Origin of the sequence: Pseudomonas sp. W5-36, assembly GCF_046540455.1 — a bacterium.
Lineage (GTDB): Bacteria > Pseudomonadota > Gammaproteobacteria > Pseudomonadales > Pseudomonadaceae > Aquipseudomonas > Aquipseudomonas graminis_B.
This window is the reverse complement of sequence record NZ_JAXCIQ010000001.1, coordinates 438,653-451,946: the sequence shown is the minus strand read 5'-3', so window position 1 is coordinate 451,946 and position 13,294 is coordinate 438,653. Positions and strand designations below refer to the sequence as shown.

Here is a 13,294-nt window from a genome sequence, read left to right as displayed (position 1 = left end):
GGCACAGGTGCTTGTCAGACGTTACGCATACAAAAGGCTGCTGCTCAGATTGGCATGCCAAATAACGGTCTGCCCAGCAATCCTCATCGTGTTGCCGGGCGCCTCACCGATCGCAGATGTCTTACGACACGCTAGCCTCGGTCAGGACGCCCCAAAGATAGCTACTCCCGAATCTTCAGGAGGCCTTTCTCATCGACCAAACGACCAGAGACGACGACATGCTCGACCATCGCCGCCACACGCTCTCGTACCGAGGCCGAGATAGCTCGGATGCCCATGGCGCGCGCAACGCGTTCGATGACCTGATCGCGATTCGCGCCAAAGTTACGCGCTACGACGATGACGATGGCCTCTGCAAGTTCTGCCTCCGGTAGGTACTCCGCCCGGCGGAGCGCCAGTGAAGATACCTGCGAACGATCGCGTGGAACAACAGGTGCGCTGGCGATGGCGAGCCAGGCGCCGTCCCGAACCACGGAGTTCTGGCGGACAGCCACATCGATTGCCCTTTCGACGGCGTCCTGAATGCGACTTCCAGCTCGCTTGACGCCCCAGGCGTCACGGACACGGGACACGACCTCATCGGTATGCACGGGCCCTTCGATGCGCACAACATCAACCGCTATCTCGGTAAGAATGCCTGTCGGAGTCTCGTGGATTTCTTCCGAACGATGTGTTGGCCGCTGTGGGCTCGCTTCGACATACGGTTCGAAGGTGAAATCACCGTCTTCAGCCCTCACTTCCCGTTCGATGGCGGCTGCAGCGACAGCCTGCTCAACTGAAAGGACTTCCTCGGCTACGCGCTCGTCGAACGCAGCACCCGCTGCATCGATCTGCCGGCAGACAAGGTCGAGCTGTTCTTGGGGACGCTGGAACCAATCGGTGCTCCAGATGCGGTGGAGGTTCCAGCCATGATCAAGCAGGACCTGCTGGCGGAGGCGGTCACGGTCCCGGGCGGACTGAGCGCTGTGGTACGACGCGCCATCGCATTCGATGCCCAGGAGGAAGCGACCTGGGCGCTCCGGATCAGTCACCGCAAGGTCGATGTAGAACCCGGCCAGGCCCACCTGACGCTGGACACTGTATCCCCGAGCCTCGAGCGCTGCTGCAACCTGCTCTTCGAAGATGGAATCGAAGTCCCGTCCCGTGACGGCCGCCGTGTCGAGCTTCCCCGTGCGGGCATAGCGGAGAAAGATGCGGAACGCCTCGATCCCTTTGCGGCTGGCGGAAAATGCGGGATCGATGTCCTCATCGGTGATCGAGGAGAACACCTCGCATCGCTGCTTGGCACGGCTGATCAGCACGTTGAGCCGGCGCTCGCCGCCCTCGTTGTTGAGAGGCCCGAAACGCATGGGTACCTTGCCGCCCGGTACGGTTGGTCCATAGCCAACCGAGATGAAGATGACATCCCGCTCGTCACCCTGAACGTTCTCAAGGTTCTTGATGAAGAACGGCTCACTGTTGCGGCGGTTGAAGAAGGCCTCCACCTCCGCTGGCAAACCACGGCGCAGCACTTCAAGCTCGTCGAAGATGGCGCGGCTTTGCGATGCGGAGAACGCTGCCACACCCAAGGACAGCTTCGGGTTCAGTCGGGCGTGCTGGACGATGGCCTCAGCGACTACCTTGGCCTCCGGCCCGTTGACGCTCTTGACCGGTGAACCGAAGACGCCATCCCTAACAGGGTGAAAGCGCAGGCCCCGCCCACCCTCCTGAGTCCAGGGGCTGGGCACGATGAACAGCTTGTTTTCATAGAACTGGCGGTTACTGACCGCAATGAGCGACTGGTGGCGGCTACGGTAATGCCAGCGGAGCATGCGCATGGGCAGGCCGCGTGCGGTAAACAGGCCAAGGATGCTTTCAACATCGCCGACCTTCGTTGGCTCATCCTCGTCGATGTCTTCATCGCCACTGGTGAGCTTGGCAAAGAAACTTGTTGGCGGTAGCTGACGAGGGTCACCGACCACAACTACCTGCTTGGCGCGAGCCACCGCACCCAGGGCGTCGACCGGCTGGATCTGGCTCGCTTCGTCCATCACGAGCAGGTCGAACTCTAGTGCGCCCGGCGGCAGGAACTGCGCGACCGACAACGGGCTCATCATGAAGACCGGCTTCAGGGCGGTAAGCGCAGGGGCCGCGCGTTCGACCAGCTTTCGCAAGGCCATGTGACCCTTCTTCTTCTGAATTTCCCCCCGAAGCACCCCGAGTGGGCCAATCGAACCACTGTCCCTTCGAGGAACATTCTGGTGGTGAGCCTGAACGACTTCGCCTGCCGCCGCTGCGATGCGCTGGCGGTCAAGGTCGGCGAACTCGCGGACGATATGGCCGTGGGCGACGCCATCGAAGCGGCCCAGAGCCGGTTCAGCCTTCAGCACCCGACGGTATTGCCCTTCAAAATAAGCGAACTCGAACGCAGCGACCGCGCTCGTCGTCGATAGCCGTCCATCGGCAAGTCTGGCGACGACATCCGCGCAACCGTCGCGAATGGCTCGTGCAGCACGATCGCGATAGGCCAGCCACCGGTGCAGTTCTTCCTGTTCGGTAACCCAGCGTGATAGCCGTGCTGCCAGGGAATCCAAATGCACCTCATAGATCCGCGGCGCACCGACACTGGCTGAAAGATCTAGTGCAAGCTCATCTGCAATGGAGTGGAAGGCCGTGGCGAGATGCGCGGCCTGCTCGTCAAGAGCCACGGCGCGAGGAATAAGCGCCTCACGCTCGTTGACTCGACCGGCCAGCGCGCGGATGTCTCCATTGACTTTCAGCCAACCAGCGGCTGTCGAGAGGGCGTCCCAATCACTGTCAAGCCCTCGCCACGCGGAGCCGAACAGCGCGTGGCCGAGGCTATACCCATCTCGTACGCCCTGGCGCTCCTCGCGCCCCGCGTCCAGCCTTTCAAAAATGGCACAGGATGATGCTGCGCTGGTGGGGGGCTGAATCAGGAAGCGGCTGGCCGTCGACCAGGCGTTCGTGTGGCGGACGGCGAGCTGCAACAACGACTCGAGGTCGAGTTGTTCAGGCGCGGTGGCGTCACCGAACACCTGCGTTGCCTGCGCAAGAAAATCGGTATGGACGCCGGACAGGTCGGGAGCGACCTGGGAGAGCAAAAGGCTTACGTGCTTCGAACGCTGGGCGACATCATCCTTCTCAGGACCGCGGGAAGCGATGAGGCGGGGTTCTGCCCCGAGCCCGCGCAGGGACCGCATCCATTCAACCAGAGCCACCAGCGGCGCGGAGGCCGAGCGATCGCCTTGCCAGTCTTCAGCGAAGGCAGCCTTGCCGAAGCTGTCTTCATCGCGCAGCACGCGCCGCGCTTCCTGACCGCGGATCAGGGTATCGAGAGAAGCCAGGGTCACCGGGAGAGGTTGGGCGGGCTGAACCAGGACCGAGCGCATGAGCTTGTTGGCTGCACGCCAGTCGCCACTGAGGAAGCGGAACAGGCTCGTGCCCTTGGCCGCGAGCGCGGCGCGGGCGGGACCTACGTCGATATCCCAGGCAAGCTCGTGGAGCTGACCTGCCAGTGACGTACGAACCCCTTCGAGGTCGGCAGCGGTCTGGGCGATCTGCCCGGCCCGCTCTACGCCGCCGTCCCATAGCTCGGAAGCGAACGTTTCGGGGCTTGCCGGTGGCGCATTTGCAACCCGCTCGCCGATCTTGGCGAGGCGGGCAAATTCCCCAGCGGTCGGCGTGCATTCGCGGCCCAGTGCGTGAGCGAGACCGCGGCCCGCCTGCAATAACGCCGGGATGGCGTCGCGGACGGCGCAGAGGCGGCGAACAGCGTCCGCATCGAAGTCACCAGGGCATTCGGTGAGCGCCTGCTGCACTTCGTGAGTGTCCTCGTCCCACGCCTCGACATTGACTTCGCTCGACAGCGACTGGCGCAAGGCGGCATAGCGATGACCCAACGCCAGCAATGTATCGACCGCCGATACGTTCGACCAACCGTCATCTGCCATGGCGTCGGCATCAAGCACAGGCGCCACACTGATGCGCCGGGCGAGTGCGCTGACAGCGGCCAGTTCGTCGAGCCTGGACGGAGGCTGGGCTTCCAGCAAACTGGCAGTAGCATTGATGTACTGCCGGGCGTCCTCGAGCTGGCCGCGCAGCGTTTCGATACGGGCGACGAGACGCTCACGATCGGTGGGCAGCATCGCTTCAATGCCCACCCCGGTAAAGGCGTGGTCGTCGGGTCTGCCGATGATCTCGATCCGTGTGACCAAGTCATTCAGAAGCGCATGACGCCGTTCGAAACCATCCGCCCCCCAAGCTTCGATCCCCTCCAGAACGACATCATTGGGCATCACCCCCGCTTGCCGCAGGCGTGCGAGATGGCCCATGACCTGGAAAGAGGACAGACTGGATGCTGGGTCGACGGCATGCAGCCGGGCCACATGGCCGTTCAACTCGTCCCGCGCTTCGGTCAGGCGAGCAATCAGGCTTCCCGTGGGAGCTGGCTTCGGGGCTCCGAGATCCCAGGTGCGTCGCAGCTCATCGAGTACCGCGCGCTTATTGGCCTTGTTGCTATGGAGTTCCAGGCACGCATCCCCCACGCCCTTTTCGTCAAGGCGCCGTTTTACCACCTCCAGAGCAGCCATCTTCTCGGCCACGAACAGGACCGTTTTGCCGTCCTTGATAGCCGACGCAATAATATTGGCGATCGTCTGGCTCTTGCCGGTGCCAGGAGGGCCCTGGATGACCATGTCGCGACCGCGACGCACCTCATGGATGGCAATGGCTTGCGAACTGTCGCAATCGAGGATGTGGAGCATGTCCGCCGGCGAAATGACCGGATCGATGTTGGCGCTCTCGTCGAGCATTCCCTCTCCACCTGGGAAGCCGTCTGAGAGCAGGCCCTTAATGAGTGCGCGATCGACGAGTGTGTTGCCCTTGGGCCACACGGCAGGGTCGAGGTCTCTGTACATCAGGAATTTGGCAAACGAAAAGAACCCGACGGTCATCTCATCCGGCAGCACTTCCCACTGGGGCTTGTCCGCCACCGCAGCCGCGACCTCTGCAAAATAGGCATCGATGTCGAAGCTGTCGCTGGCTTCGAAGGCGGGCATACGAAGCTTGTGGATGCGGTCCAGGTACGCTTCCAACGACAGGTTGGATGCGACATCTTCAGCGCGGGCCTTGAGTCGGAATTTCTCGCCCGCCGTTCCGCGGTTCAACTCGACCGGAATTAAGATCAGGGGCGCATGGCGAACGTTGGCCGCATTGTTTGGATCGATCCACTTGAGGGCGCCAAGGGAGGCAAAGAGGACGTTGACGCCCTGCTCTTCCTCGAGTGTCTTTGAGTTCAGGTAGAGCTCGAGCAGATGCTTTTGCAGACCCTTGCCCGTGAGGCGAGTCTGGAGTTTTGTGTCGCTGTGACGGGTGAGCACGCCCCTCTCGTCGACGCTGTCGTCGGGTTGGGCAAGCTGGTCGATTTCATCGGAGTCTTTGGCCGGCTTTGCATCGTCGGCTGCCGAATCATTATCGGACTCATCAGTTGCCGCCTTGCCGGCCAGGAAGGTAAACGCCTTTCCCTCCCGAACGAGGAGGCGATAGACCTCGGATGTCTTCTCATCGACGATCGCAATCGCCGAGGTACGGCTCGATCGCGGCATATTAAGGAGTCGATTTCGCGCTGAGAGGTCAAGCAACTGTGTACGTGCCTGCTCGAGCTTCTCGGCGTTGGGAAGCGTGCTCTGGAAAATCGACGCATCCATGGTCGAGTCGGGCGTCGCTGCTTCTGTCTTACTGTCCATCGTCATGTCCCTGACGGAGCATTTCCGCCGAACGGGCCCTTCATTGGGCGATCAGTCTATTTTCGCATCTCGGGCGGACATACGTCAGCTGCCGATAAGGCCAGGAGCCACGTTGTGACCAGAAATCCCCTTCCAACATCGAAACTGCGTGCGCCTGTTCTAGATAGCATCCATATTAATCCACTGGGAGGCACTTCCAGTGCAGTGTTTTGATATCGAGCAATCAATTTATGTAGAGGGCACGATAGGTATGTCCTTACCAATTTTGTACATTCCCCCTGTCATACCATTCCATAGGCTTCTGTACTCTGTCCTCGATGTGCCCTTGCCGGCCTTTCCGCACAACCCGCCAAAACCAGGGACGCCTATGCATAACTATGGTTCTCCTTATCATCGCTGTGTCGCGACTCGGTGCTATCACCCCCGGCAGAGCTTGATGACTTGATCGACCTAGCCTTCTTCGTCCTCAACTTATTTGGCCGGTTTATAGGCCGAACCTACCTTATTCGGATCCGCATGGGAACAACTGCGTATCCACCCAGGTCTTGAGGTAGCCGATCTCTTTCAGTGCTGTTGAAATGGTTCCGCGGATGCCGTGGCCAGTCAGATGATTCTCGTAATATATTTGCTTCAAAGCTGCGTTGAGCGTGTTCTCGCTGATGCTTTTTTTGAGTTCGCTGGGCTGCGCACGCAGATGTATCTGGGCTGGGCGCATCGCTCGCAAGAGGTAGCACTATGGCACGGTCGGAAACTGATTTTAGCTAGAGAGGCAATCTGACATGGTGAACGAGCCCCATGAAAGACAGGACACCGTTCCCCTTTTAAGATAAGGGATAGGCAAACGGGCATGTCATGACTAACAGCAACGAAGGTTGGCGAGCTGCTCGGCTAGGAACGCCGCCGCCGCTGGAGCACCGACCAGAAGCTGGCCATGGTTCGCGAGAGCCTTGAACCGGGACAAAGCGTGTCCGTGGTGGCTCGACGCAACGGCATCAACGCCAACCAGCTGTTTCTAAGGCGCAAGCTGTACCAGGACGGAAGCCTGTCGGCGGTCAGTGCCGGCGAAGCAGTGGTACCAGTGTCGGAACTGAGCGATGCGCTCAAGCAGATCCGCGAATTACAGCGGATGCTGGGCAAGAAGACGATGGAAGCCGAAGTCCTCAAAGAGGCCGTGGAGATCGCCCGGTCGCGAAAGTGGATTGCGCACTCACCCTTGTTGCCGGGGAGGCCCGGTAAGGGGACGACCAGTGAAACTGATCAGCGAATGTCTCGGTATGTCGCTCTCGCAATTAACGGTTCGAATCAAGCAATTGGCATCGCCTAAAGTAAGGCGACGCTGGGTCGTGAACGATACGGAGTTGGTCGACGAGATTAAGCAGCAAGTCAGCGAGTTGCCAAGTTATGGCTACCGTCGGGTTTGGGGGTTGCTGCGCCGCGAGCGTGAAGTCCAGTTGCAGGCCCCGATCAATGTGAAGCGGGTTTACCGCGTCATGCGCGATCACAATCTGTTGCTGGAACGACGCATGAAGCAACCTGGCGTCCAGCGACGGCATGAAGGACGAATTGCCGTCACTACCAGCGATACACGCTGGTGCTCGGACGGTTTCGAGTTTAGCTGCGACGGCGGTGGGAAGTTGAGCGTGACCTTTGCTCTGGACTGCTGTGATGGCGAAGCTATCGGCTGGGTTGCCAGCCCGACGGGGTATAGCGGCGATGACATCAGAGACTTGATGTTGGAAAGCGTGGAAAAGCGTTTTGGCGATCAGCTACCGAGCACACCGGTGCAGTGGTTGAGCGATAACGGCTCGATTTATATCGCCGAGCAAACGGGTCTGTTTGCTCGCCAGATCGGCCTACAGCCGGTGACCACACCGGTACGTAGCCCGCAGGTAACGGCATGGCAGAGAGCTTCGTGAAGACGATCAAGCGTGATTACGTGGCGCATATGCCCAAGCCGGATCGAGAAACGGCGCTGCGCAATCTGACGATTGCCTTCGAGCATTACAACGAGCAGCATCCGCACAGCGCTTTGAAATATCGGCCGCCGAGAGAGTTTAGGCGCTTGGCAGCAGCATCAATTTAACGGGGAGTTGGTGTCCGGTTTTTTAGGGCAAGTCCACATGGCAGGACGCTTACACTCCCCTAACATCGAAAGCTCAACGAATATCAATAGGTGAGTTCGAGGCTGATTCATACCCACTGGCTAACGCCATTCTCCACGGAGCGCGGCCTACCGCTACGATGGCCTGCTGGCAACGGGCCTAGCTGGCCCTTGCCCATGCACCGGTAACCCGGCAACGCCAGGCGCATGAACTCATCCGGTTTGGTCATGTACTCGGCATAGCGCTCGAAGCCTTTACGGGCTTCGACGTCGGTGTGATGGACAACCCCAAGGAAGCATTCTTTGTAAAACTGTTTGCGCGCGTTGCAGTTGTAGTGGGTGCCCATGCCCTGAGTTACGTCATGGTCCCAGTACAACCCGATACGCTTAGCGATTTTGAAATCTTGTTGGGTTTTTGAGCCATCGAAGAAGAACACACAGTGATAGTGGTAGCCTTTGCGCTTACCCACCTCCAGCTTCCAGGCATACCCCACAAGCGGCCCAAAGGCGCCTTGGTTGAGGGCTGCCAGCAGCGCCTCACGGTGTAAGTGCGTGTCTTGGGCAGAGACTTTGCGCTCAGACCTGAAGTGCTGTGCGTAGGCAAGGTCTAGACGCACGATGCACAGCTTGGCATGCCTACGGAACAGGTCAGTTGCGTACTGCATGATGGAGTCGAAGTTCTGCTTGATCGGCCTACGGTACCGCTTGAGGCTTACCTTGAACTCAGCAGAACGCGTGACGGTGCGGATGACTGCTACGCAGTCGTTGAGCTGCTGTACGCCTACAGGAGCACCCTCCCCTCGCATATCTGCGATGGTTAGGCACAGACCACTCAGCCCATGTGATTGGGCTGAGCTGTAGAATACTTCGAAGTAGGGATTTAATTCGTAATGAGGAAATAACTCTGCTATCGAAGCATGGGTATCGGCTAAACACTCTAGGAAGTGCTTAGCATTCCGTTTAGCCCTGACGGCAGGTATGCCGTTGCGAGTATGGTACAACTCGAATAGCTGATGACTGGTGGTCATCAGGTCTGACATTAGAGGTAGTAGCTTAAAGACTAGCCTCATTCGTATAAGACCTTCGAGGTCGTTATAGAAGGAACCTTCTTCCTCAGAAGCATTCCTAGCTAGGAAGTGGTTACTGGCATCAGCCATCGCTTTGATCGATGTCTGAGCGCGGTTATTATCCTGTACTTTTTTAGACATGATCTCCTCCTGAAACCTGGTGATTGCATGTTTAAGTTGGCTAGTTACTCAATTAGCAGGCGACAAAACATTATCGGTACATAGAAAATACCCGAAGTCAGAAATGCTCAACCATTCGGATTCAAAGGGCTAGAGCTAGCAAAAGCCTCAAAAAGTTAAACTACCAGCACTACCAAATAAGAAACCATATCAGAGCAAATAGTACGATTAATGAATACACTGAGCGCTGCATCTGTGCCCCACCCGATCTTTAGGAGAAAGGCAGTAGTAGATGCTAAGCAATGGATCTCGATCGCACTGAAACTTTGCGCTCAAATCCTGAGCTATAGCCACCAGCCCCGTGTAACCATGCCCCTTATTGATTTCAATACTAGATTCTTTCGAAAAATGTGCGAAGTAGCAATGGTTTGAGGACGGTACACCTAATGCCTGCCCCCAGGCTGAGCGGACACATCTCAACAATCTAGAATGCGCAGTGTTGTCAGCTACTCGATAGGCGTAGAAATTCACCATAGCTAACATTCTGTACCGGACAGCGCCTATAAGGACCGCGGCGTCCCTAACGAAGACCGTCCTAACTCCAGTCATTTGCATGCGACTGTTTCGTTTGTTTTCGCGTAAACAGTCACGTAATAGTTTGACGTGAAAGATCTTAGAAAACTTATAAATCAGACTGAAACTACTCTCCTCATAGCCAGCTCTGGGCGTGCAGAGATCAAATGCAGCCACATTTAGCCTATGATTTTCCGAGATTGCAGCTCTGAATACACTATCAACTACACTCTCGACGAGTAACGGTTTCGTAAAAAAGTACTTCATAGCCTTATCCCCTAGATTTTACTTTGAGATGCAATAAAAACGAGCACACTCTGATTTTTAGGATGCAGAGAAAGGCAAAATTACCATACCGCTCGATAAATAGTTATATAGCGGTTAATGCTTTTTTGCTAATCCAAACTTCAATATCACTTTCCAAAAAACCGATCGCCCCACCTTTAACCCCCGTGAGATTGATACGCTTTGGGAACGTCAGGTCGTAGTATTTAGACTTTGGGTTGATAAGGTTATAGATTGTGGATCTGGAGAGCCCTGTGCGGCGTTGGACCTCTAGCAACCGTAAAAAGCACGCGCACACAAGCAAAGTCATTGCTTCTGAACTGCTCATCATTAAGTCCTCATCATGTTCCTAGGGGTACGATACAACGAGGCTTAACGTATATGAGGATTCTGAAACCATTACAGCGAATTACAGTAAAATTTCAGCTATGCAGGCAATCATAAGCTGGCCACAGCTGAGATCGGACCGCCAGCCATGATGAAGCTAAAGGTCTTCCCTACGTGGCCAATCAAGGCTTTTCAGCCAAACGCACGTAGCTTGTGAACACTATCGTGAACTCAAGCCTATCCGTAGATTGCAGTAGCCCACCAGCAAGCTACGCTTCGCCAAACGGAAGGGTATCTTTGCCTGCGCTCGACAGGTATATTCCAACTGAGTACACCATCATATTTGGATGATCGAATGGGCAATAATCTTGAGGAGTTTCGAGCTCCGTTCACAGTGCAGGAAGCAGTTGATGCAGCGGAACTGCCGCTCGAACACACTCTCGACCTGATTGAGTGGTTGGAGGTTACCGTATTAACACCCATGCCAGATAATTGCAGAGTTGCTCTATTTGTTACTTGCAAAACTGTTGATCCTGGCAGCGTAATCGAGCCAACACTTCTCGACCTTTCACCCGAGTATTTGCAGATAGCTTCAGCGACCTTCAGAGTATTGCGACAGGAGGTAGCAAACCCGTACATAACTTCTCTGGAGCGGTCAATAGCAACAACCACAAAACAACAAGCAAAGAACAGTTCAGCCTAAAAATAGAAGAGCTTAGACGAAAAAACCCAGGCACCCCCATATGGGGACTCCCAGGATTTTTATTCAAAACTTGGTTCAAGTTAGTAAGTGACAATATCAATCAGCACCGTATTTTTATGGTTCCCCTAATCTCGCCTGACGAAATAAAAACCATTACAATCGACAAATGCACAGTCTTTTTATATGCTCCAAACTTCCTCTCCCTGCTTGATTTTATAGAGGCCCACCGTCGACCAACAATACTACAGAACACAACGACAAATCTTGACATCATCAACAGCGCAGCCGAAAAATTTAAAATCGAAATAATAAATCTCATTGAAACAGGCGATTACAACTACAAGTCACTTAGCGATTCTAAAATCGCATCTTATCTGAAAATAAACCTGAAGGGAGGCGGCAAAAGAACGCACGAACTATGCGTACGCATACTCGTAGATGACTATGCAATATCCCCCAAGCCTAAAATAGAAAACATGTTAAAAATCGAGTACCCAAAGTACTACTCACAAAGATTGATACTTCTCAATGAAATAGTCAAAAAAGCGTACCAGAGCCACAAACCATTCAGCAAAGCGGCCAAAGAAGAAATACAAAAAAGCTTGAAAGACAAAGAATTTAAAGACACACTATTCACACACGTAGAATGCCTTTTTTAGTAATTTCGCGCCAATTCAGATAGTTTCATATCCCTGAAGGGTAGAACTTTAGGCTAATCGAACTGCTGCCAAAGTAATGCGCTGATAAAACTCCTCTCCCCATGAGAATTTCGAGCGCTGCGTTAAGCCGCTCTGCTCGGCGCAAGGCAGCCGGGCCATATTGCAGAATATTATTTTTTACGTGAACCGTCGTGTCATGCTCCTGGTATCTCTGCATTAACCACTTATATAGCCGTTGAGCATCTGCCTCATCTTGACCCTTTTCTCCGAACATAATCAAGAACTGATCAACATGCCAAAAGCAAATTTTGCAGGCAAACTCAACTGTCTCTATTGATATATCACCAACTTTCCCTTCAAATTGATGAAGAATAGCAGCCACGCGTATTATGTTTTCAGGCGTCCTTGCTGATAAATCTTTAAACCCCCTGAATCTCCCTCCTACTTTTGACTCATAAACTACCGAGTTTTTAATGCTGAGCCAATACTCTTTAGCACAGGGAGTCAACCTCAACACTGTTCGGTTACATTTTACCGTACCATCCTGCAAAAACACTCGAATCCGATCATGAAACTGAGCCAGGCTGGACCAATTGAGTTTTTGCCCATCCTCATAGCCTCCTACATCGGCCTCACGGACTGACATAACTAGACATCGAGCGAAAAAACCAGAATCTCTTGCTGTCGAGCCATGCCGCTCGACAAAGCTTTCAAATATACCAGGCTGGCACATAATCATCACTGACACTCTAACGTCATCCAAAATGAAGCTTTCGGAGCTCTTGCGATCAACTGTGACCCGATCCCCGCTCCACAGTTGATTTAGCGCTGGCATATTTTTCATAGCGTGCTGGGAAAGAACTATACCCCCTTCACTTGTTTTCAAATAAGCACTTTTCACACCGCTCCCCATGGCAGAAAGAAGAGCCTCTGGCGTCGTGTCTTCGAATACCATTCTAAAGTCGCTTATAAATGACGGCTTATTTATATCGTGCGCTTTCAAGTGCTCAAAAAACTCTTCGCTCTCAAGATCGTCACGCCATACTCGCTCTAACCTCTTAAGCTGCAATTCCCATACCCGCAGTCGGGTTTTAAAATCTACGAGTTCTCTCTCCCTATCCTGAGCCATCTTCCTTTCGAATTCTTCGATCGGGGCCTGGAATAACTTCATTGTTCTGTTTTTTCCCCCACCTGAAGGAACCGTGATCAGCACGTTGAGTGAAACCGGAATGGATCCTCCAGAAGGCATCTCAACGTCTATTGATCCCTGAAGCGTTGCTGCAATTGCACTAAGGGCGGTCAGGCACATCATAGAATTAGGTAATTTAAGATTTGTAGATGCCTCCATTATTGTTGAGGTGAAGCAAGGGTGGTGATCCGAAAACACCGGAAATGTTGAGTTTGCAGACGGCAACATCCAACCACTGTAGTTTATGAACATATGTCACTCTGCTCCTGTGTTAAGGGTTTCTTTCCCAACGACCCTATCACCACGCAAGCGATCAACGTGGATTCTGAAACGGTTACAGTGAATTACAGTGCAATTTCAGACTAGATAACGGAGGTAGACGGGGCCAAAGGACCAGATCTGCTATTCGATAGCAGGAATAGCTGCTACTAGAGTGAGAGATACACTGGCCGGGATGCGCCGGCTTCGCCTATTCGATTCCACAAAATTTGAGACCTATATAGCCCAGGTGAATCCACAGCTGAGC

At 54.6% G+C, this 13,294-nt stretch carries 7 protein-coding genes and 2 pseudogenes; 3 read left to right on the top strand and 6 right to left on the bottom strand.

The features are described from left to right. Window positions 1–161: 161 nt before the first annotated feature. Window positions 162–5,744, bottom strand: coding sequence for a DUF3320 domain-containing protein (locus SLW74_RS02150; RefSeq protein ID WP_410927994.1), 5,583 nt, complete (start codon window positions 5,742–5,744; stop codon window positions 162–164). Between the two features lie 474 nt (window positions 5,745–6,218). Continuing rightward, window positions 6,219–6,474 (bottom strand): annotated as a pseudogene (locus SLW74_RS02145) (integrase); the annotation flags it as partial. Window positions 6,475–6,675: 201 nt separating this feature from the next. Between SLW74_RS02145 and SLW74_RS02140 the strand changes: the two are divergent. Then, window positions 6,676–7,827 (top strand): annotated as a pseudogene (locus SLW74_RS02140) (IS3 family transposase). Between the two features lie 107 nt (window positions 7,828–7,934). Here the strand turns inward: SLW74_RS02140 and SLW74_RS02135 are convergent. From SLW74_RS02135 to SLW74_RS02125, 3 genes are all read right to left on the bottom strand, one after another. Further along, window positions 7,935–9,053, bottom strand: a complete 1,119-nt coding sequence (locus tag SLW74_RS02135) for an inovirus-type Gp2 protein (protein ID WP_410927993.1) — start codon at window positions 9,051–9,053, stop codon at window positions 7,935–7,937. 207 nt (window positions 9,054–9,260) lie between these two features. Then, on the bottom strand, window positions 9,261–9,872 hold the full coding sequence (locus tag SLW74_RS02130) for an inovirus-type Gp2 protein (protein ID WP_410927992.1): 612 nt from the start codon (window positions 9,870–9,872) through the stop codon (window positions 9,261–9,263). Window positions 9,873–9,975: 103 nt separating this feature from the next. Then, a complete protein-coding gene (locus SLW74_RS02125) occupies window positions 9,976–10,200 on the bottom strand; it encodes a helix-turn-helix transcriptional regulator (RefSeq protein ID WP_410928098.1) in 225 nt (74 codons plus the stop codon). A gap of 372 nt (window positions 10,201–10,572) precedes the next feature. Between SLW74_RS02125 and SLW74_RS02120 the strand changes: the two genes are divergently transcribed. Next, window positions 10,573–10,920: a hypothetical protein gene (locus SLW74_RS02120; protein WP_410927991.1), complete on the top strand. Its 348-nt coding sequence runs from the start codon at window positions 10,573–10,575 to the stop codon at window positions 10,918–10,920. 116 nt (window positions 10,921–11,036) lie between these two features. Then, window positions 11,037–11,579, top strand: coding sequence for a hypothetical protein (locus tag SLW74_RS02115; RefSeq protein ID WP_410927990.1), 543 nt, complete (start codon window positions 11,037–11,039; stop codon window positions 11,577–11,579). Between the two features lie 25 nt (window positions 11,580–11,604). Here the strand turns inward: SLW74_RS02115 and SLW74_RS02110 are convergent, their stop codons facing one another. Then, complete coding sequence (locus SLW74_RS02110) at window positions 11,605–13,020, bottom strand: YfjI family protein (RefSeq protein ID WP_410927989.1); 1,416 nt, start codon at window positions 13,018–13,020, stop codon at window positions 11,605–11,607. Window positions 13,021–13,294 lie beyond the last annotated feature (274 nt).